Raw genomic sequence first — 19699 nt, forward strand, 5'->3', positions numbered from 1 at the left:
CCATCCATGGCATTGATCACGGACATCCAGAAACTGGAGCCCGGCGGCGAGATTCGCCTGTTTGAAATTGACGGGACGGAATACGGCGCCGATTACCTGCGCTTCCACGGGCACGCAATCCCTCACACGCCAGAGGAATTGCTGGCCTATGAGGGCTCGGAAGAGGAACTACCCGCCAAGTCGATTATCTGGCAGGGCCAGGAGTACGCGGCCTGGCCGGTGCAGATTGAGGGTATCTCCTCGAGCAGCGACGGCACCGCCTCTCGGCCGACGTTCGCCGCGGGCAATGTGAATGGACGGGTTACAGCTTTGTGCCTGGCCTTCGAGGACATGCTCAAGTTCAAGCTGACGGTCCGCGAGACCCTGGCCCAGTACTTGGACGCAACCAACTTTCCTGACGGCAACCCAACCGCCGACCCGACCCAGGAGGCGCTGGAGATCTGGTACATCGACCAGAAAACAAGCGAGGACGGCGAGGCGGTCGTCTGGGAGCTGTCCTCCCCGGGCGAGATCGACAACCACGGGCTTCCAGGGCGCCAAATGACGACGTTCTGCCATTGGGCCATGACCAACGGCTACCGGGGGCCAGACTGCGGCTACACCGGCGCGGCCATGTTCGACGACGAGGACAACCCCACGGATGACCCGGCAATGGACCAGTGCAAGGGCTGCCTGTCTTCCTGCAAGCTGCGCTTCGGCGAGAACAACGAACTGTCCTTCGGTGGATTCCCCGCCGTTTCTCTGATTGCCCGGAGCTGACCATGCGCAAGCACATTATCGCGGCGATCCAGGCGCACGCGGCGGCCCAGTATCCGAAAGAGTGTTGCGGCCTGCTGCTGGCCATCGGGCGCAAGCAGAAGTATTTCCCGTGCCGGAACATCGCCACGGAGCCGAACGAAGAGTTTCGGCTTGATCCTGAGGACTACGCTGCGGCGGAAGACCTAGGCGAGGTGATCGGCATTGTTCACTCACACCCGGATGCTACCAGTCGGCCGTCGCCGCATGATCTGGCCATGTGCGAGGCTACGGCCTTGCCCTGGCACATCCTGAGCTGGCCCGAGGGCGATCTGCGGACGATCACACCAACCGGCGGCACACCTCTGCTTAAGCGCCCATTCGTACACGGCGCCTGGGACTGCTGGCAGGTTTGCGCAGATTGGTACCAGCGCGAGTGGGGCCTAGAATTCGAACCCTTCCAGCGCACCGATGGCTGGTGGGAGAGCGCAGAGAACGCCAGCCTGTACGAGCAGCACTACGAGGCGGCCGGCTTTGTACGCGTAGACCGACCGCAGCGCGGTGACATGATCGTTATGCAGGTCGGCCGGACAGCTCACCCGAACCACGCCGGCATTTACCTTGGCACCGATCCGTCGCTGCCTGGTGAGGACTCAGGCGTTTTCGGCCCTGGTCCCTTCCTGCTGCACCATCTGTACGGCAGGCCGTCGGAGATCATCGTTTTTGGTGGCCCGTGGGCAGATAGAACACGCCTGATCCTCAGGCACAAAGACGCCAGATAACCAATATGACGCGGCATGGCCGCAGGAGAGAGATATGAATCAGCCTTTTGCAGTAACAGACGATGGCAAGGTGACTATGAATGGCGCCAAGATTCAGGATGGCCAGTACCTGGTTTCGGCTGACAGGTTCGTGATTAAGCTAGGCGCGGGCACGACCGAAGCCGAGAAAGCCGAGCTGGTAGAGCGCCGGCTATCGCGTCTTGAGAACGAATTAGGACTCAGCTCTTTGGGTGGTCGCTAAAAAACTCAGATATTGCTTTGGGGTTTGGTCTGACCGGGCCATTTTTCGGCATTGCTTCCGCAATACGCAATGCAAATAACCTTGCCGCCTCAATCCCTTCTTTGCCCTGGGCAGCGAACAGCTGGTGGACAAGTCCGGAAATTACGCAATTTAGGTTCTGCAGGTCTGAGCCGTGAGCGTTGACGGCGTCGATTAACTTCTGATTCAGTTCGCTCTGATCCATTGTGCCTCCTTGGTTATCCGCGCCGATATTGGCGCTATCCCAGTCCTTGGGTTTGCAGGCGTAGGACTGGGGAAATCCTTTACGCTTTTGTTTGGGTTTTGACGATTAGCCGCCATTTCACGTCAGGACCGAATACGGTCGGGTGCTGGTGGTGGTTTTGGGGTGGGAACTTGTCACCTTTGTTTGAGGTGATTTCATCGCCACAGCCTTCGCACCGGTAGATGCCCGAGGCTGGAACTATGCTCCCGATCTGGTGTAGGTCGTTCCAGTCGCCGCCGCCGAGAATAGTTTGCGTCTCATGGAAAACGTACTTTGCCGTTTCTTTCGTTACGATCGCCATTTTCCGTCCTGCCCTGGTTAGAAATGAGGCATAAAGCTACTACGTCAAACCCTGGCCCAGTTACTGTCATTCCATCCACACTGGATGCCCGGACAGGTCCGCGTTACAGTCGCCACTTTCAGGACGAGGATCGATCATGCGGATTTTGATAGCGGCGGTAGCGGTGGCGATGCTGGCGGGGTGTGTCTCGCCTGGCGAACTTGAGTCGAAAGCGCCGAGCATTTCAGCAAGTACCGGAAAAGACCCGAAGCGGTATGCGTTGTGCGTTTTTCCGCGCTGGCAGGATGCACGTAGCGACGTGACGATGTCCGAGACAGAGTATGGCTATCGCCTGATCGCGGCCAGCAGCAATATGACCGACGAATTGCTGAGTATCCGAAAGACCGCCAAGGGCAGCGAGGTCAAGCTTTATCAGCGCCTGGCCTGGGGGCCGGGATGGGGCAGGGGCGACATGGAAAAGGCGGTTAAAAGCTGCCTGTAAGAGAACCAAAGACAAGCCGCCTCCGGGCGGTTTTTTATTATCTGGAGAAAACCCGTGTCAGCACTCGCGATCAACTATCAGCCCATGACTACCATACTGCTCTACGGCAAGCTCCGGCAGTTCGGAAGGTCGTTCCGACTATCCGTGCGATCACCAGCAGAGGCAATAAAGGCCCTGTGTGTACAGATTCCAGGATTGGAAAGGTTTATCTCAAACGCTAAGTCGCGCGGCATCGAGTTTGCCGTTTTTCGCGGATTGAAAAACATTGGCGCTAAAGAGCTGGATTACGCAGGGACGGAAGTAATTCGTATCGCCCCAATTATTACTGGCAGCAAGAGAGCTGGCCTTCTTCAAACGATTGTCGGCGTGATCTTGATTGCCGTTTCTTTCATCCCAGGTTTTCAAGCTCTTGCTGCTCCGGGCATTGCACTCGCTGCCGGCGGCGTGATCCAAATGCTCAGCCCTCAAGCCAGCGGCCTCAAAACCAGCGCCGCGCCAGAGAACACCCCCGGCTATGCCTTCGGCAGCGCCAAGAACACGACTGCATCGGGCAACCCGGTACCGCTCTGCTACGGCAAGCGGCGGGTTGGCGGCGCGATCATCAGTGCTGCCATTTATGCGGAGGATCAGATGTGAGCATATTGGCAAGAACAATCTGCGAGTACCGCGCCTGGAAGACGCCTTACTCGCCAGGGGAAATCAGCTTTGGATTGGCGGCAATGAGCGAATCATCTTGCGGATCTGCGCGAAGTTACGCTCAAGTTCAGCAATCGCAAGCGGCTGTATCCGCAAAACGGCATCGGCGTCGCTCTCGCTAGAACCCTTTGGCATCTCCCACTTGTACTTCAGCATATTCGTCAGATGCTCTTGGCATTTAGAAAGCTCGGCTGGCTGTCGCGAGTAAAGCTGGGTGTACAGGTCCTGAAGCATTATTGATTGAGCGTGAAGCAGCCCCTCAATCCGATCCGTCGAATCGCTCATTGCGACCTCCTTTCGCGTATGTGTTTCGTGAACCTACCTTGCTCTCTCGCCAGTATCTAGTGGTGATTGATACATGCTGGATACGAATACAGTATTCCGGCCAGAACAACATGCCGCCCATGAGGCGGTTTTTTATTGCCTGGAGGAAAGCATGGGCGCAGCACGCAAAATCGACATCCACGGTGCCAAGGGCGGCGAAGAGAAACCAAAAACGCCAACGGAAGCCCCCGACAGCCTGCGCTCGGTCGCTATCGCCAAGATGCTGATCGCCATCGGGGAGGGTGAGTTCGAAGGCACGCCCACCGCGCGCGACATCTACCTCGACAACACCCCCCTGCAAGACCCCCAGGGCAACATGAACTTCCCGAACGTGAAGTGGGAGTGGCGCACCGGGGCGGTGGATCAGACCTATATCCAGGGCATCCCCTCGATCGAGAACGAAACCACCATCAGTACCGAACTGCGCAGCGGCACACCGTGGGTTCGGGCGATCACCAATACCCAGCTTTCAGCCGTGCGCGTGCGTTTTGCCTGGCCGGCACTCCAGTCTGTGGATGCCAGCGGCAACATCAACGGTTATCGGATCGAGTACAAAGTTGAGCTGTCCACCGACGGCGGCGCCTACCAACAGGTGCTTAGTGAAGCGGTCGACGGCAAGACCACCAGCCTTTACGAGCGCACCCGCCGTATCGATTTGCCCAGGGCCACCACCGGCTGGCTGATGCGTATTACCCGGGTGACCATCAACCAGAACAACAACAAAATCTCAGACACGATGCAGATCGCCGGCTTCACTGAGGTGATCGACGCCAAGATTCGCTATCCGAACACCGCGCTGCTCTACATCGAATTTTCGGCTGAGCAGTTCCGCAGCATTCCGGCCGTGACTGTCGAGACCAAGCTGAAGAAGATGCAGGTGCCGAGCAACTACGACCCCGTGGCACGTTCTTACACCGGGATCTGGGACGGCACCTTCAAACAGGCTTGGACTGACAACGCTGTTTGGATGACCTACGACATCACCACGGCCGACCGCTTCGGCCTGGGCCGTCGCATCAAACCGTGGATGGTGGACAAGTGGGAGCTCTACCGCATCTCGCAGTACTGCGACCAACTGGTGACGGACGGGAAGGGTGGCCAGGAGCCGCGCTTCATCTGCAACCTGAACCTGCAGAGCAAGGCCGACGCCTGGTCGCTGCTGCGCGACATCTCGGCGATCTACCGGGGCATGACCTACTGGGCCCAGGGCCAGGTCTTCACCCTATCGGATATGCCACGAGCCACTGACTTTGACTTCGCCTACACCCGGGCGAATGTGATCGACGGCAAGTTCACCTACTCGAGCGCATCGGAGCGCACCCGGTACAGCCGCGCCCTGATCAGCTACGACAACCCGGCGAACAACTACGACACCGACGTCACTGCTGTCACGGATGCCAAGCTGCAGCGCCGCTACGGCGACAATCCGCTGGAGATCAGTGCAATCGGCTGCACTCGTGAGTCTGAGGCGCAGCGCCGCGGTAAGTGGGCGCTGCTCACCAACTCCAAGGACCGGGCCGTTACCTTCAAGGTCGGCCTCGACGGGCGCATCCCGCTGCCTGGCTACGTGATCCCGATCGCCGACGAACTCCTGGCCGGTCGGCCGGTGGGCGGGCGCATCGCTGCTGTGAACGGCAAGGTCATCACGCTGGACCGTGACACCCAGGCCAAGCCCGGCGATCGATTGATCCTCAACCTGCCCAACGGCAAGTGCGAGGGGCGCACCGTGCAAATGGTCAGCGGCCGGCAGGTCACCGTTACCGTGGCCTACTCCGTTGCGCCAGAACCCGAACTGGTATGGGCGCTGGATGCCGATGACCTGGCAATCCCGCTGTACCGGGTGGTGAGCGTTGCCCGGCCGGAGCCTGGTGTGTTCGAGATCTCGGCCGTGCAGTATGACCCGAGCAAGTTCGCGCACATCGACACCGGCGCGCGCCTGGAAGAACGCCCAATCAGCGTTGTGCCGATTACCGTCGTTCCGGCGCCGGCGAGCGTCACGCTGACGTCGAGCTACGCCGTTAACCAGGGCATCGCCATCAGCACCATGAACATCTCGTGGCCCGCTGTTGCTGGCGCGGTCGTCTATGACGTGGAGTGGCGCAAGGACAGCGGTAACTGGATCAAGGTGCCGCGCACCGGTTCGACCAGCGTCGACGTCACTGGCATTTACTCCGGCGCCTACGTGGCCCGTGTTCGGTCAGTGAGCGCTTTCGAGATTTCCTCGATCTGGAAGAACTCCAATCTGACCAACCTGGAAGGGAAGGTTGGCCTACCGCCGGCGGTGGCGTTCCTGTCCACCACCAGCGAACTGTTCGGCATCGGCATCAAGTGGGGCTTTCTTGCTGGCGCCGAAGACACCCAGCGCACCGAGCTGTGGTATGGCCCGGCAAATGACCTGGCGGCGGTGACCAAGCTTGCCGACCTGGCGCACCCCCAGGCGGATTACAGCATGCAGGCCCTCAAGGCAGGCGCGCAGTTCTTCTTCTGGGCGCGCCTGGTGGATCGGACCGGCAACGTTGGCCCGTTCTATCCGGTCGGCAACGGTGTGATGGGTATGGCGAGCGCAGACGCGGAACCGGTGTTGGAGCTGATCGCTGGACAGATAGGCCGCACGGAACTGGGCCAGGACATCAATGACGAGATCGACAAGATCCCAGGCTTGCAGGCGCAGATTGATGCGCTTGATGGGCTGTCGGCCTACGACCCTGAGCAGACCTACCTCGAGGGAGACCTGGTGGTGGTCGGAAAGCGGATATACCAGGCCACGCAGTTGGTACCGGTCGATACCTCGCCGCCGAACGCCACGTATTGGGTGGACGTCGGCCAGGTGCTGGTTACCGCCAATGGGCTGGCGCGCCAGATGGAGATCAACACCACCAGCATCACAGAGCTCGACGGTGCGGTCATGGCCCAGGCGTCGAGCCTCCAGGCGTTGCAGTCGGCGTACCGGGACGATACAGGAGAGGGCGATCTCGCTGACGCACTCCAGGGCTATAACGCATCGGCGAGCTTCGCACAGGAGGTGAAGACGCGGGCCTCGCAGAACGCAGCCATGGTGCAGCGGCAGACCGAACTCACCGCCGAGGTGGGCGAGGTAAGCGGCTCGGTGAGCGAACTCGAAAGCGTGGTGGTCACCGACCGAGAGGCTACTTCGCAGGCCATCCAGCAGGTCAGGGCTGAGATCGGTGAAACCTCAGCGGCCGTCCAGGTCGTGAGCCAGGCCCAGGCCGACACCGACGGCAAGTTCTCCACGATGTACTCCGTGAAGATGCAGGTGAATGCTGACGGCCAGCTGGTCGCTGCCGGGTTTGGACTGGGTATTGAGCAGGATGAGGAGGGCGTGCTTCAGAGTCAGTTCCTGGTGAGTGCTGATCGTTTCGCCATTGTCAGCACGCTGGCCGGCGGGCAGGTGTTCACGCCGTTCACGGTGGATAACGGTCAGGTCTTCATGCGCTCGGCCTTCATCCAGGACGGCAGTATCACCATGCTGAAGATCGGCCAGGCATTGCAATCCGACAACTACGAAGCCGGTGTACAGGGATGGCGCCTTGATAAAGCGGGGAATCTGGAGTTCAACGGGCCGGCACCTGGTGGTGGGCGCCTGACGATGACCAACCGGGCGATCAAGGTCTACGACGAAAACAACGTTAAGAGGGTCCAGTTAGGAGACCTGACAGCATGAGCTTCGGGATGAGAATATGGGGGCCTACCGGCCTCCTTGAGTTTGACGAGAACTCGTTTACAGTAAGGGTTGTTTATTCTGCACTTGTGCAGCGCGCTTCAGGTGAGGCCAGGACAAGGTTTATTGCAATAATTGGGATTGATCCTTCTACTCACTCAGCAGTGTGTATACCAGTAGATGACTATGGGACAGATGGTAAGGACCAGAGAAATATACAGTACACACCTATAGTTTCGAGTGGTGGAGTGACGCTTTATTTTGGGCAGCCTGGTGCACCCGAGGGCGCGCCTATGGGGGTACTTAGGACTCAGAGGTTAATAGTCATGAGGTATCGGTAATGCCTTACGGACTAACGTTTACAAATAACAATGACGTGGTAACGCTTGATTCTGAATTTTCCAGACTTGTTGTTTTAGCAAAGGGCACATATAGCGGAGTCGGCGGCGCGGGGGCGTCGTTCCCGTTCGTAATCACTACTCAAGAGCCACCGCTTGTTTTCGTGAGGCCAGGCCAGTCAAACACCCTGTGTTTCTGCAAGCTATCGGGAGGCCCTGGAGCCTGGACCGGATTTTCGTTCACCGGCATAGCCGGAGTTGGAACATCTGGGAACTGGTTTGCTGCCGCTTTTCAATCCAAGGAGATAGCCACCTTCGGGCTAAGATTATGGGATGGTAATTCAAAACTGCTGTTTGATAATGGTACGGCCTGCGCTCAGTTCACAAGAACGATTACAGGCTGGTCATATTTAGGTTCGTCCCCAACAGGGCAAGGTACATCAAGACTTAGCTGGACAGCATATAGCCCACTTGGTTCTGGTGACTATATGCTCCTTAATAATATTGCAATGGATGTTGCAGGTCTTACATCTCGGCAGGGAAATCAATATGCCGTGTGGGACTATGGTAATGATAGGCTTGTTATGCAAGTTGTCGGGGTTGATATCTCAACTTCATACTATACGCCTGTTGTATTTGCCAAGCCGATTTCTTAACTGCTGGAAAACGATTAGAGACCGATAGCCGCCATGTGCGGTTTTTTATCGCCTGGAGAAAATATGACCTGGTACAAAACAGGAACAGTTGCTGTGACGGCTGGCAGCAATGCCGTGATTGGCTCTGGAACATCCTTCATTGCGAATTCGCGCGTTGGCGATGCGTTCCGTGGTCCTGACGGTGAGTGGTACGAAGTCACCAACATTGCCAGCGACACGGCATTGTCGATCGCACCGAATTACCAGGGCACCACTCTGGCAGCAGGCGGTTACTCGCTTGCGCCGATGCAGGGATACGTCAAGGACTCGGCTGATGCCCTTCGGGCGGCTACCCAGGTGATTGCCAGCGGTGTTGCTGATATGCAGGATCAGGTGGCGGCCGCGACAGAGGCTGCCGCATCGGCAGGGCAATCCAAGACGGTGGCCGCCGAGCAGGCCGGCATCGCAAGCGCGGCGGCTGATGCATCTGCGGAGAACAAGAATGCCGCGCAGCTGGCGGCTCAGCAAAGCGGTTTATCTGCCCAGGCATCCGCCGCGGCGGCTGATCGAGCAGAGACGGCCAAGACCTCCATCATTCAATCGGAGCAGGCGGCCGCAGCCTCGGCTACTGCCGCTGAAGATTCTGCCGATCGAGCAGAGCAGGCCACGCTTGGTAAGGCTGACAGTGGTGAAAACAACGACATCACGTCGCTGCACGCGCTGACTTCGGGCGGTTTCGATCTGATTCGCCAGGGCATCGCGCCGATGGTTGGTGCAACGCCAACTGTTGCTGGTACCAAGGGTCTAGTTCCAGTTGCATCAGTTGCTGACCGGATGAAAGTCTTGAGCGGGGCAGGGACTTGGGTTCCTTTGCCTACGGGAGCCGCCTGGGGGGCTATTACTGGATTGATAACTGCTCAGGCCGACCTGATAGCAGAGCTTTCAAAGTATCAGCTGAAATCTGACATCGTCCCCGCCAATCAAATTGTTGCTGGCGGGTCATTTACTCCTGTCGCTCCACCGGTTCTGACCAACGCCAATAACGTCACCTCCGTCACGCGGACGTCTGCCGGGCTGTTTGTAATAAACCTGCCGCGACAGATAAAGCCAGGCTTCAAGGTCTTCTGTAGTGCCGCCTCCAACTCGGGGGTTTACTTCAACGCCATGCAAATCGAATCAGGGGGCTCAGACGTGGCAACCAGCACCATTACTCTATTCAACTCACCCGGGGCGGGAAGCAACCAATTGATTGACTCCGCTGCTGGCAGGGCGAGATTCATTATCGTAGGGGAGTGGGCGTGATGGATGAGTACATTATTGTTGGCGATGATGGGAGCACGACCTGCGTCGCTGAGGGCGTGAATATCTACGAGTACGTCAAGGAAATTGGCGGTACGGTTGTGCGCCGGGACGAATATTTTCCACCACCTTACATTCCTTCGTTGTTGGAATTGTCCGGTGTCGAAAACTCCTGGCGCGATACGGAAATGCCTATTGCCCAGCAGAACGTGACCGCCATCGAGTACGGCGAGGAAGGCATCCTAGGCACCGCCCAGCAGTGGCAGAAATATTGGCTCGCTCTGCGCAAGTGGACCGCCGATAACTCTGACTTCCCCGACAGCAGCAAGCGCCCTGTAGCGCCTACGTGATCCGTTGCTGAACAACGCCACCCGCCATGAGCGGGTTTATTTTTGCCTGGAGAAAAGCAATGGCACGACTTTCCGAATCTCGCGCGGGCGGACGTAACGCGCTGGCCTTCCTCGATATGCTCGCCTGGGGCGAGGGCACCAGCACCTCCCCGGCCACGGCCATGGATGGCTACGACGTGATCGTGACGGGAATTGATCGAAAACCCGAGGTGTTCAAGGATTTCACGGACCACCCGTTCGCCAAGGGGCGCGCATCGAAGGTCATCAACAGCAAAGGGCTCACGTCCAATGCTTCGGGCCGGTACCAGCAGATGCTGAAGGACTGGCCGCATTACAAGGCCCTGCTCAAGCTGCCGGACTTCAGCCCGATCAGCCAGGACCTGGTGGCGCTGCAGCACATCCGCGAGTGCCGGGCATTGCCTGACGTGCTTGCCGGACGGATCGAGACGGCTCTCGCGAAGTGCCGGAACATCTGGGCCAGCTTGCCGGGTGCTGGGTATGGCCAGCGCGAGCACCGCCTGGAGGATCTGCTGAAGCAATACCGACTGGCGGGCGGGGTGATGTCGTGACGCCGATACAGATCTTGGCCGTCATCCTGCTGGCCGTGGTGATCGGCGCCGGTGGCACCTGGCGGGTGCAGGACTATCGTTACGGCAAGCAACTGGCAGAACTTGGCAAAGCTCAGGCGCTCGCCATCACCGAGGCGGGCAACACGGCCCGCTTAGAAGAACAGCGCCGCCAGAAGGCAGTGAATAAGGAGGCAAGCGATGCGCGAGAACAGAACAAGGCCGCAACTGTGGATGCTGGTGCCGCTGATGCTGCTGGTGACCGGCTGCATGTCGAAGCCGGTAAGTTCGCCGCCAATGCCTGCGGCGATCCCGGAGCTACCCAGCGAGGCGCGTCAGCCACCCGCGCCGCAATGGTGCTCTCCGACCTGCTCCAGCGGGCTGACAAAAGAGCGGGAGAGCTGGCGGTCGCTTATGACCGCGCCCGAATAGCTGGACTGACTTGCGAGAGAAGCTACAACGCGTTGAGTGTCAGGGCTGCGGCTCAGTAAGTTTACGCAGTTCGCCGAGGAGTCTCTGGTTCTCCCTGAGCAGGTGGTCGCGTTGTTGTGCAACCAGCTTCATTCCCAGCACGCCTGGCTCGGTGCATGCGCGTTTAAATTCCTCCATCTCCGTCGTTGCGGCTGTAGCGACTTCTTCCGCCCGAGCCTTTCCGGTGGTCAGCACGTCATTCATGTGTACCAGTCCGGCGATGTTTCTCCGGGCCTTGGTCAGCTGGACCTGCGCCAGGGTCAACTCATCTTCCAATAGTGCGCACTGGTGCTTATACATTTCCAGAGGCGTGGGGCATCCGAGCCACTCACAGGTGTCTTGATCGATGTTCATCTTGGGAAACTCAAATGCTGTATGTGCATACAGTAATTGAGGCGGGGCAGATTTGGGAGGGGTGTTCGTCGGCAGGACGCCGTGGAGGGAATAGATCTCGTACCAATTTTTGTACCAATGACCGTGTAAAGCAGGTCAAAATCGGGTAACGCTAAGTAAGCAAGTACCCGATTTCATTGACTATTTTTACTTTGCCTTACCCCTTTAGAATCGCGGTGTAATTCTGTTCCAGGGACATGAAACTACCTGTGGGATTTTCGCAAAGCGCAAGGTTACGGTGGCGGGCACATCGCTGCAAGCCTGACGAGGGCACTTGTTACTCGTCGCGCCCTTCCAGCATGGTGCGCTTGAGCATCACGTACACCGCACCGGCACCGCCGTGGCGGGCCTGGCAGGAGGTGAAGCCGAGTACCTGGGCATGCTGGCGCAGCCAGGTGTTGACGTGGCTCTTGATCATCGGTCGCTTGCCGTCCAGGCGCACAGCCTTGCCGTGGGTGACGCGCACGCAGCGGATTTCAAACTTGGTGGCTTCGGCGAGGAACGCCCACAGGGTTTCCCGGGCTTTTTCCACGCTCATGCCGTGCAGGTCGAGGCTGCCTTCGAAGGGGATCTGGCCGACCTTGAGCTTGCGCATCTGGCTTTCTTGCACACCGTCGCGGGCCCACATCAGCTCGTCTTCGGGGCCGACGTCGATCACGAACTGGTCCGACAGGCCATCCACCGTGGTGGCATCGGTGCGCACGGTCGCGGCCTGGCGCAGCTTGGCGATCTGCGCCCGGTCGGTCTTGGGTTTGCCGGTGTCGGCCCGGTCGTGCTTGATCGGCTTGACGCCGCGCAGCTCGCTTTTGAACAGGGAAAAATCGTCGTCTTGCATGTCAGCCTCCGCGAAGGGCGGGCAGTTTACCTAAATCGCGGCGGCCAGGGCGCAGGAAACGCTATCCAAGCGCCATCAGTCGTGCTTTTTCATCAGGTGCGAAGCGATGTTCAGTGACAACGGCTGGCGCATCTTCCGACGGCTGCGCCGCCACAACCACACGCCGAACCACAGCACCAGCAGGCCGCCCGCCAGCAGAATCGCCGAGCCGCCGGGGCTGGTATTCAGTTCGCCCAGCGCCGGGGAATGCCCCGACAAGCCTGCACCACCGGCCACCGCCAGCAGCACACCTATTATCGCCAGCAGCGCGGCAATACCGGCCACCAGGCGCAGACGCCAGTTGCTCGGGCCCTTGGGGCGCAAGCGACGAGCGTCAAAACCATCGGATATCTTCATTCCGACCTTTCCTCCAGGGTATCGGCCCTTCGACCGGAAGATACACAGCTTGTTCCTGTGCCAGAGGTAAACGCGTCAAATGAAGGGACTTTATGGATGAGCGGGGCCTATACACACGCCGCGCCGCTCATCGAAAAGACGATCAGATCAGGTCTTTGGTCAACGCGAGGGTCGCGAAGTTGTCGGCCATGATGGCCATTTCAGTCTGCTGCACGTGTTCGGCCGTCAGGACGCGGCCTTTGTACGGCAGGTCGCGGGTGGCGCAGGCGTCTTCCACCAGGGTGCAGCGAAAGCCCAGGTTCTTGGCGGCGCGCACGGTGGTGCTGACGCTGGAGTGGCTCATGAAACCGCAGACGATCAGGTCCAGGGAGCCGAGGTCTTGCAGGTGTTTTTCCAGACCGGTGCCGTGGAAGGCACTGGGCAGCAGCTTGCCGATGATGGTTTCGTCACCTTCGGGTTCAAGCCCGGGGATGAACTCGCCGCGCTCGCCCTGAGGGTCGAACAGGCCGCCCACGGTGCCGAGGTGGCGCACATGCACGATCGGGCGCCCGGCGCGGCGCGCGGCGGCGAGTACTTGCTTGATGTTGGCGACCGCCGCCTCCATGCCGGAGAGGGCGAGCGGGCCGCTGAGGTATTCCTTCTGGGCGTCGATGATCACGAGAGTCGCATGGTTGAGGTTCGCTGCTGCGTAACCACGACCGCTGAGTTGAAACATCGTCTTTGGAACGGACATTCTGGGGGCTCCTGTGAGTGGGGCTTTTGCGCCATTGTCCACTGGCTGAGCGCTTCTGTGAATCGCTTCCATCGTAAGCTACGCCGTTGCTGGCGTGCAGCCTTGTCAAGTAGGCGGCGTGTTTGGCCGAATGATGGCAAATTGGATGAAATCCGACGTACGGCCATCGGTTTTCGTCCATCGTCCCTGTCGGCGAAGGCTGTTAGAATCGCCAGTCGTTTTTTCCAGGAGTCTGCCCCCCGTGATCACTTCCCGCCTGCGCACCTTGCGCGACCATATCCGTTGGGCTGTCAGCCGTTTCCATGGGGAAGACCTGTTTTTTGGCCACGGCACTGACAATGCCTGGGACGAAGCGCGGCAACTGGTGCTCGGCGCCCTGCATCTGCCGTGGGAAATTGCCGACAGTTACCTGGACTGCAACCTCGAAGAAGAGGAAATTTCCCACGTGCAGCGTCTGCTCCATCGTCGCATCCATGAGCGCGTGCCGACCGCCTACTTGCTGAAGGAGGCTTGGTTCTGTGGCATGTCGTTCATCGTCGATGAGCGCGTGCTGATCCCGCGCTCACCCATCGGCGAGCTGATCGAAAACCGCTTCGAACCCTGGTTGCACCAGCCGCCGGCGCGCATCCTCGACCTGTGCACCGGCTCCGGTTGCATCGGTATCGCGTGTGCCTATGAGTTCCCGGACGCCGAAGTGGTGCTCGGCGACTTGTCCTTCGAAGCCTTGGAAGTGGCCAACCAGAACATCGAGCGGCATGGCGTCGACGAGCGTGTGTACACCGTGCAGGGCGATGGCTTCGATGGCCTGCCCGGCCAGCGCTTCGACCTGATCGTGTCGAACCCGCCGTATGTGGATGCCGAGGACTTCGCCGACATGCCGGACGAGTACCAGCACGAACCGGAGCTGGGCCTGGCCTGTGGCGACGATGGCTTGAACCTGGTGCGACGCATGCTGGCCGAAGCGGCCGACCACCTGACCGAGAAGGGTTTGCTGATTGTCGAAGTGGGCAACAGCCAGGTGCACGTCGAGGCGTTGTACCCGGAAGTGGACTTCGCCTGGCTGGAGTTCCAGCGCGGTGGACACGGGGTGTTCATGCTCACGGCCGAGCAGTGCCGGACGCATCAGGCGGTATTCGCTGCCAGGGTCTAGCTGAAGACAATCGGTCAATGTGGGAGGGAGCAAGCCCCCTCCCACCTGTTTGGCTGCACTCCAACTGGTTAGCGGTGGGTGGCAATCCAGATCAACAAGCCCGCCTGAAACACGGTAAACGCCACCAGGCAGGTGATGGTAAAGCGCAAGCCGCTGTCTTCGCGCTTGAACTTGGTGACCTTTTCCTCTTCCTGGCGCAGCTTCACTTCCTGCTCCGCCAGGTTCTGCTCGGCCTGTTGCAGCATTTGCGCCGCTTCGAGAATTTCCACGAACTGCACCTTCTCGGTGTTCCAGCTGTCCAGCACATCGCCGACCTTGCCCGGTTGCACGCTGCCCTTGAGGTGCTGCACATCGGCATAGGCCACATCGAAGCCCTGGACCCGCAGGAAGTGATCGCGGCGCAGACGCGTGGACTCGTTGAGTGCGTCCTTGTTGGACAGATCGACGCCGTCGACGCGGTAGTGCGACCATTTCTTTTTCGCCCACGCGGCGCCCTGGGCCACCAGGAAACGGCCTATGCCACGGTTGGCCGGTTCGATTTCCAGGCTGTTGCCCGGGCCGAAATGCACGCGGTGGGTATCGTGGTCGACCCAGATATCCAGGTGATTCTGCTCGCGGCGCACCCGTTGCCCCGGCAACTGGATAACCATGCGCAACAGGCTATGGCGCTGGTCATGGCGCTCGGCATAACCGAACTGTACGAACCGCAACGGCCGCAGGCCCGTAGCGCGGTCGGTGGTCAGGGGCGCCAGGCGCAGCATCTTGAAATGCTCGGCCTGTACGTCCGCCCACGGCAGCGCCGCCGCGTCGATGGCCTCGGTTTTTTCAGCCGGGGTTTCGGCGTTAGGTTCCGGTGTTGCTTCAGTGGTTGTCATGCGGTGCGATCCTGTCCAAGCCCAGCCAGTCGACAGTCTCTTTTGCTGTCGACTCTGGGCTTATCGGCCGCTTTCTACAGGACTGGAGGCAAATTGTCGCTTAACGGGGTTGAAGTCCGTCGATAAAGTCCACCACGCGGCTGCCCAGCTCGGCGGCAAGGGGCAATTGCGGGTCATTGTAGGAGGCCAATTGCTGCTTCACGTCCTTGGGCACGATGCGCATGACGTGGTTCATGCCCTCGATCACCGCCAATTGTGCGTCTGGCTTGGCGTTTTTCAGTTGTCGGGCATCGCCGACGCCGACCTGGATATCGTTGGTGCCCTGGATGATCAGTGCTGGCATGTTCAACTTGGCGAACGCTGCCGACGGATCGGCACGGAACAAGCTGATCAGATACGGCTGCACGCTGGGTCGGAAAATGCTTTGCAGCGGCCCCGGCACGTTGGCGTCCACCTGGCCGGCCTTGAGGTGATCGAGGATTTCATTGCTGCGCAGCAACAGGGCAGGGGGTAGGTGATCGGCCAGTTGCTGGCGGATCACCTGGTCGACCGGGCGGGCGCTGCCGGACAAGGAGATCACGCCTGCCGGTTCCAGTTGCGGTGCGGCCAGGGCGGCTACCAGCGCGCCTTCGCTGTGACCCAGCACAATCAGCGGGCCCATGCGTTTGTCGGCCTTGAGCAGTTTGCCCCAGGCCACCGCGTCGGCCACGTAGGCGTCGAGGGTCAGGTTGCGTTCATCGGGGGTGGCGGCCAGGCTGGCGGCGACGCCGCGCTTGTCATAGCGCACGCTGGCGATGTTGTGGCGCGCCAATACCCAGGCCAGGCGCTTGAGGCTGTCGTTGCGCGCGCCGTCGGCACTGTTGCCATTACGGTCGGTGGGGCCGGAGCCGGCAATGATCAGCACCACCGGCACCGGTGTGTCGGACTGCGGCAGCAACAGCGAGCCAAACAGTTGGCCGGTGCCGGTGTCCAGGCTGATCGGGCGTTGCAGTACCACGGGGGTGGCGGCCTGGGCCAGGGCGGTAAACAGGGTGAGCGTGAACAGTAAAACTCGCAGCATTATCGTGCCATCATCCGGGAGGTGCCGGTTGGACCAATGTCTACCGGTAAGGTTTCGAGGATGAACTAGTCGGTTGGCCCGCGTATACTGGCGCGCTTGGTTATCACCCTTGAGTGATTACAACTGATTTCACGGAGCGCCCTGCATGTCCGGCAATACCTTCGGCAAGCTGTTCACTGTCACCACCGCGGGCGAAAGCCATGGCCCGGCGTTGGTCGCCATTGTCGACGGCTGCCCGCCCGGCCTCGAGCTGTCCCTGGAAGACCTGCAGCGTGACCTCGACCGTCGCAAGCCCGGCACCAGCCGTCACACCACTCAGCGCCAGGAGCCCGACGAAGTCGAGATCCTCTCCGGCGTGTTCGAAGGCCGCACCACCGGTTGCGCCATCGGCCTGCTGATCCGCAACACTGACCAGAAATCCAAGGACTATTCGGCGATCAAGGACCTGTTCCGCCCGGCCCACGCCGACTACACCTACCACCACAAATATGGCGAACGCGACTACCGTGGCGGCGGCCGCAGCTCGGCCCGCGAAACCGCGATGCGCGTGGCCGCCGGTGCCATCGCCAAGAAATACCTGGCGACCCAGGGCATCGTCATTCGTGGCTACATGAGCCAGCTGGGCCCGATCGAAATTCCGTTCAAGACCTGGGACAGCGTGCAGGACAACGCGTTTTTCTGCCCGGATCCCGACAAAGTGCCGGAACTGGAGGCCTACATGGACCAGTTGCGCCGCGACCAGGATTCCGTCGGCGCCAAGATCACCGTAGTGGCCGAAGGCGTCAAGCCGGGCCTGGGCGAGCCGATCTTCGACCGCCTGGACGCCGAGCTGGCCCATGCGCTGATGAGCATCAATGCGGTCAAAGGCGTGGAAATCGGCGCCGGCTTCGCCTGCGTCTCCCAGCGCGGTACCGAGCATCGCGACGAACTGACCCCGCAAGGCTTCCTCAGCAACAACGCGGGCGGCATCCTCGGCGGTATTTCCTCCGGCCAACCCATCGTTGCGCACCTGGCGCTCAAGGCCACGTCGAGTATTACCACGCCGGGCCGTTCGATCGATGTGCATGGCAATCCGGTGGACGTGATCACCAAGGGCCGCCATGACCCGTGCGTCGGCATCCGCGCCACGCCGATCGCCGAAGCGATGATGGCCATCGTGTTGATGGACCACCTGTTGCGCAATCGCGGGCAAAACGCCGACGTGCACGTGAGTACCCCGGTGCTGGGCCAGCTGTGACGGTCTGACCGTGACAGCACTCCCGTACTGGCGCCTCTCCAGCTTCTACCTGTTCTACTTCGCCCTGCTGGGGGCGACAGCGCCGTTCCTGGCGCTGTACTTCGATCATTTGGGGTTCTCCAGCGCGCGCATCGGCGAGCTGGTGGCCATCCCCATGCTGATGCGCTGCGTGGCCCCCAACCTGTGGGGCTGGCTGGGCGACTACACCGGGCGGCGCCTGGCCATCGTGCGTTTGGGAGCGGTGTGCACCCTGGCGAGTTTTTCGCTGATCTTCGTCAGCCACACCTACGCCTGGCTGGCCCTGGTGATGGCATTGCACGCGTTCTTCTGGCACGCGGTGCTGCCGCAGTTTGAAGTGATCACCCTGGCCCACCTGCGCCAACAGACCTCGCGCTACAGTCAGATCCGCCTGTGGGGCTCCATCGGGTTCATCCTCACGGTGGTGATCATGGGGCGCCTGTTCGACGGGCTGAGCCTGGATATTTACCCGGTGGTGATCGTGGTCATCATGGCCGGGATCATCGGCGCCAGCCTGTGGGTGCCGAATGCACAGCCCGCCAGCCACGGCAAACGCCTGGCCGGTGACGGTTTCCTCAAGCAATTGTGCAGCCCCGGTGTCTTGGCGTTTTATGTCTGTGTGGCGCTGATGCAAATGAGCCATGGCCCGTATTACACCTTCCTGACCCTGCACCTGGAACACCTGGGCTACAGCCGTGGTGTGATCGGGCTGCTGTGGGCTTTGGGGGTGGTGGCCGAAGTGCTGATGTTCCTGGGCATGAGCCGTATCCTCACGCGCTTTTCGGTGCGCCGGGTACTGCTGGCCAGCTTCCTGTTGGCGGCCGTGCGTTGGTTGCTGCTGGGCTCGTTCGCCGAATTCTTTTGGGTGCTGTTGCTGGCGCAGGTGATGCACGCCGCCACCTTCGGCAGCTTTCATGCGGCCTCCATCGCCTTTGTGCAGCGTAGTTTTGGCGACAAACAACAAGGCCAGGGCCAGGCGCTGTATGCCGCGTTGGCCGGTACCGGTGGTGCTTTGGGCGCCCTGTATTCCGGTTACAGCTGGAACCTGTTGGGCCCCACCCTGACCTTCAGTATCGCCAGCGTCGCGGCCCTGGCCGCCGCCGTTATCATCGGTTTTCGATTGCAAGAGCAGAGCAGAGGAACCCTCCAATGAGTTATGTCGCTATTTACCCCGTCACCTCACCGGATACCCCGAACAAGGTCCTGACCCACTTCGACGACATCGCCACGACCCTCGCCGAGCACGGTGTGCGGTTCGAGCGTTGGCAGCCCGGCCCCCTCGAAAAGGGCGCCGGCGACGCGCAACTGATCGCGGCGTACCAGGCGCAGATCGACGCCCTCGGCTACGGTGGCGTGGAAGTGTTCAGCGTCACGGGCGACCAGCCGCAGAAAGCCGAACTGCGCGCGCAGTTCCTCGATGAACATCGCTACAACACAGACAATGCGCACTTTTTCATCGCAGGCCAGGGCTGGTTCTGCCTGCATGTGGATGACTACGTGTACGGCGTACGCTGCGAGAAAAATGACCTGCTGGTGATCCCGGCCGGCATGCCGCACTGGTTCGATATAGGCGAGAACCCGCACATTGTGGCGTTGCGGCTCTTCAGTGCGACGGCAGGCCGGACGCCTGAACCGACGGGTGATGCCATCGCCCGGCGATTCCCTGGGTTGGACGATTGATCGCGAAAGATTAGAAACTTCAATCCCCACGCGTTGGAAGTTGTTGTGGGAAGAAGCTCAAGCTTTTGTAGGGCGCGGCTGTTTATTCCGCGCCCTGCGCCTGAGTGCCATGGGTTATGTAACTCTCCCCGGCATCAATGTTTATATCACCTGTCAATAGGA

General features: G+C 60.2%; 24 protein-coding genes. 15 read left to right on the top strand and 9 right to left on the bottom strand.

What is annotated here, in order from left to right:
- The first annotated feature begins 6 nt into the window (after positions 1 to 6).
- Genes BLR63_RS02005 through BLR63_RS02015 form a run of 3 tightly spaced genes read left to right on the top strand, consistent with a single transcriptional unit; the run spans position 7 to position 1758 of the window.
- Positions 7 to 759, top strand: a complete 753-nt coding sequence (locus tag BLR63_RS02005; protein WP_010567891.1) for a phage minor tail protein L — start codon at positions 7 to 9, stop codon at positions 757 to 759.
- A 2-nt stretch (positions 760 to 761) separates the two neighbouring features.
- A complete protein-coding gene (locus tag BLR63_RS02010) occupies positions 762 to 1517 on the top strand; it encodes a C40 family peptidase (protein ID WP_010567890.1) in 756 nt (251 codons plus the stop codon).
- A gap of 34 nt (positions 1518 to 1551) precedes the next feature.
- Positions 1552 to 1758 carry a hypothetical protein gene (locus BLR63_RS02015; protein WP_010567889.1) on the top strand — a complete coding sequence of 69 codons (207 nt, stop codon included), beginning with the start codon at positions 1552 to 1554 and terminating at the stop codon, positions 1756 to 1758.
- Here the strand turns inward: BLR63_RS02015 and BLR63_RS02020 are convergent.
- Positions 1736 to 1981, bottom strand: coding sequence for a hypothetical protein (locus BLR63_RS02020; protein ID WP_010567888.1), 246 nt, complete (start codon positions 1979 to 1981; stop codon positions 1736 to 1738). The two genes, BLR63_RS02015 and BLR63_RS02020, sit on opposite strands and share 23 nt — an antisense overlap.
- Before the next feature lie 79 nt (positions 1982 to 2060).
- Positions 2061 to 2321: a hypothetical protein gene (locus BLR63_RS02025; RefSeq protein WP_010567887.1), complete on the bottom strand. Its 261-nt coding sequence runs from the start codon at positions 2319 to 2321 to the stop codon at positions 2061 to 2063.
- A gap of 136 nt (positions 2322 to 2457) precedes the next feature.
- On the opposite strand from BLR63_RS02025, the gene BLR63_RS02030 reads away from it, so the two are divergent.
- The gene (locus BLR63_RS02030; protein ID WP_010567886.1) at positions 2458 to 2802 is read left to right on the top strand and encodes a hypothetical protein; all 345 of its coding nucleotides are present in this window, start codon (positions 2458 to 2460) and stop codon (positions 2800 to 2802) included.
- Positions 2803 to 2856: 54 nt separating this feature from the next.
- Positions 2857 to 3438: a tail assembly protein gene (locus BLR63_RS02035; protein ID WP_010567885.1), complete on the top strand. Its 582-nt coding sequence runs from the start codon at positions 2857 to 2859 to the stop codon at positions 3436 to 3438.
- 63 nt (positions 3439 to 3501) lie between these two features.
- On the opposite strand, the gene BLR63_RS02040 is transcribed toward BLR63_RS02035, so the two are convergent.
- A complete protein-coding gene (locus BLR63_RS02040) occupies positions 3502 to 3783 on the bottom strand; it encodes a hypothetical protein (protein ID WP_010567884.1) in 282 nt (93 codons plus the stop codon).
- A gap of 151 nt (positions 3784 to 3934) precedes the next feature.
- Here BLR63_RS02040 and BLR63_RS02045 point away from each other — a divergent pair, with 151 nt between their 5' ends.
- The 6 genes from BLR63_RS02045 to BLR63_RS02075 all read left to right on the top strand — a co-directional run bounded on the left by BLR63_RS02045 (position 3935) and on the right by BLR63_RS02075 (position 11180).
- Entirely contained in the window at positions 3935 to 7504 is a 3570-nt protein-coding gene (locus BLR63_RS02045) for a host specificity protein J (RefSeq protein WP_010567883.1), read from the top strand.
- 337 nt (positions 7505 to 7841) lie between these two features.
- Positions 7842 to 8495, top strand: coding sequence for a hypothetical protein (locus tag BLR63_RS02055; RefSeq protein ID WP_081480414.1), 654 nt, complete (start codon positions 7842 to 7844; stop codon positions 8493 to 8495).
- A gap of 63 nt (positions 8496 to 8558) precedes the next feature.
- The gene (locus tag BLR63_RS31690; RefSeq protein ID WP_231998132.1) at positions 8559 to 9776 is read left to right on the top strand and encodes a hypothetical protein; all 1218 of its coding nucleotides are present in this window, start codon (positions 8559 to 8561) and stop codon (positions 9774 to 9776) included.
- Positions 9776 to 10123, top strand: coding sequence for a hypothetical protein (locus BLR63_RS02065; protein WP_010567430.1), 348 nt, complete (start codon positions 9776 to 9778; stop codon positions 10121 to 10123). Before BLR63_RS31690 ends, BLR63_RS02065 begins: the two co-directional genes overlap by 1 nt.
- Before the next feature lie 59 nt (positions 10124 to 10182).
- The gene (locus tag BLR63_RS02070; protein ID WP_010567431.1) at positions 10183 to 10692 is read left to right on the top strand and encodes a glycoside hydrolase family 24 protein; all 510 of its coding nucleotides are present in this window, start codon (positions 10183 to 10185) and stop codon (positions 10690 to 10692) included.
- On the top strand, positions 10689 to 11180 hold the full coding sequence (locus tag BLR63_RS02075; protein WP_010567432.1) for a DUF2514 family protein: 492 nt from the start codon (positions 10689 to 10691) through the stop codon (positions 11178 to 11180). Before BLR63_RS02070 ends, BLR63_RS02075 begins: the two co-directional genes overlap by 4 nt.
- Here the strand turns inward: BLR63_RS02075 and BLR63_RS02080 are convergent.
- The 4 genes from BLR63_RS02080 to BLR63_RS02095 all read right to left on the bottom strand — a co-directional run bounded on the left by BLR63_RS02080 (position 11161) and on the right by BLR63_RS02095 (position 13517).
- The gene (locus BLR63_RS02080; RefSeq protein ID WP_010567433.1) at positions 11161 to 11514 is read right to left on the bottom strand and encodes a hypothetical protein; all 354 of its coding nucleotides are present in this window, start codon (positions 11512 to 11514) and stop codon (positions 11161 to 11163) included. The two genes, BLR63_RS02075 and BLR63_RS02080, sit on opposite strands and share 20 nt — an antisense overlap.
- Before the next feature lie 316 nt (positions 11515 to 11830).
- Positions 11831 to 12388, bottom strand: coding sequence for a Smr/MutS family protein (locus tag BLR63_RS02085; RefSeq protein ID WP_010567434.1), 558 nt, complete (start codon positions 12386 to 12388; stop codon positions 11831 to 11833).
- Between the two features lie 75 nt (positions 12389 to 12463).
- Positions 12464 to 12784 (bottom strand): hypothetical protein, encoded by a 321-nt coding sequence (locus tag BLR63_RS02090; RefSeq protein WP_010567435.1) that lies wholly within the window; start codon positions 12782 to 12784, stop codon positions 12464 to 12466.
- A gap of 142 nt (positions 12785 to 12926) precedes the next feature.
- Positions 12927 to 13517, bottom strand: coding sequence for a cysteine hydrolase family protein (locus BLR63_RS02095; protein ID WP_010567436.1), 591 nt, complete (start codon positions 13515 to 13517; stop codon positions 12927 to 12929).
- Positions 13518 to 13758: 241 nt separating this feature from the next.
- On the opposite strand from BLR63_RS02095, the gene prmB reads away from it, so the two are divergent.
- Complete coding sequence (gene prmB / locus BLR63_RS02100) at positions 13759 to 14667, top strand: 50S ribosomal protein L3 N(5)-glutamine methyltransferase (RefSeq protein ID WP_010567437.1); 909 nt, start codon at positions 13759 to 13761, stop codon at positions 14665 to 14667.
- Between the two features lie 68 nt (positions 14668 to 14735).
- Here the strand turns inward: prmB and BLR63_RS02105 are convergent, their stop codons facing one another.
- Positions 14736 to 15542: a hypothetical protein gene (locus tag BLR63_RS02105; RefSeq protein WP_010567438.1), complete on the bottom strand. Its 807-nt coding sequence runs from the start codon at positions 15540 to 15542 to the stop codon at positions 14736 to 14738.
- Between the two features lie 100 nt (positions 15543 to 15642).
- Positions 15643 to 16605, bottom strand: coding sequence for an alpha/beta hydrolase (locus BLR63_RS02110; RefSeq protein WP_042947602.1), 963 nt, complete (start codon positions 16603 to 16605; stop codon positions 15643 to 15645).
- Between the two features lie 142 nt (positions 16606 to 16747).
- Between BLR63_RS02110 and aroC the strand changes: the two genes are divergently transcribed.
- Genes aroC through BLR63_RS02125 form a run of 3 tightly spaced genes read left to right on the top strand, consistent with a single transcriptional unit; the run spans position 16748 to position 19537 of the window.
- The gene (gene aroC, locus BLR63_RS02115; protein WP_010567440.1) at positions 16748 to 17839 is read left to right on the top strand and encodes a chorismate synthase; all 1092 of its coding nucleotides are present in this window, start codon (positions 16748 to 16750) and stop codon (positions 17837 to 17839) included.
- Between the two features lie 10 nt (positions 17840 to 17849).
- The gene (locus BLR63_RS02120) at positions 17850 to 19010 is read left to right on the top strand and encodes an MFS transporter (protein ID WP_010567441.1); all 1161 of its coding nucleotides are present in this window, start codon (positions 17850 to 17852) and stop codon (positions 19008 to 19010) included.
- The gene (locus BLR63_RS02125; RefSeq protein WP_010567442.1) at positions 19007 to 19537 is read left to right on the top strand and encodes a 1,2-dihydroxy-3-keto-5-methylthiopentene dioxygenase; all 531 of its coding nucleotides are present in this window, start codon (positions 19007 to 19009) and stop codon (positions 19535 to 19537) included. Before BLR63_RS02120 ends, BLR63_RS02125 begins: the two co-directional genes overlap by 4 nt.
- The last annotated feature ends 162 nt before the right edge of the window (positions 19538 to 19699 follow it).

Origin of the sequence: Pseudomonas extremaustralis, from assembly GCF_900102035.1 — a bacterium.
Lineage (GTDB): Bacteria > Pseudomonadota > Gammaproteobacteria > Pseudomonadales > Pseudomonadaceae > Aquipseudomonas > Aquipseudomonas extremaustralis.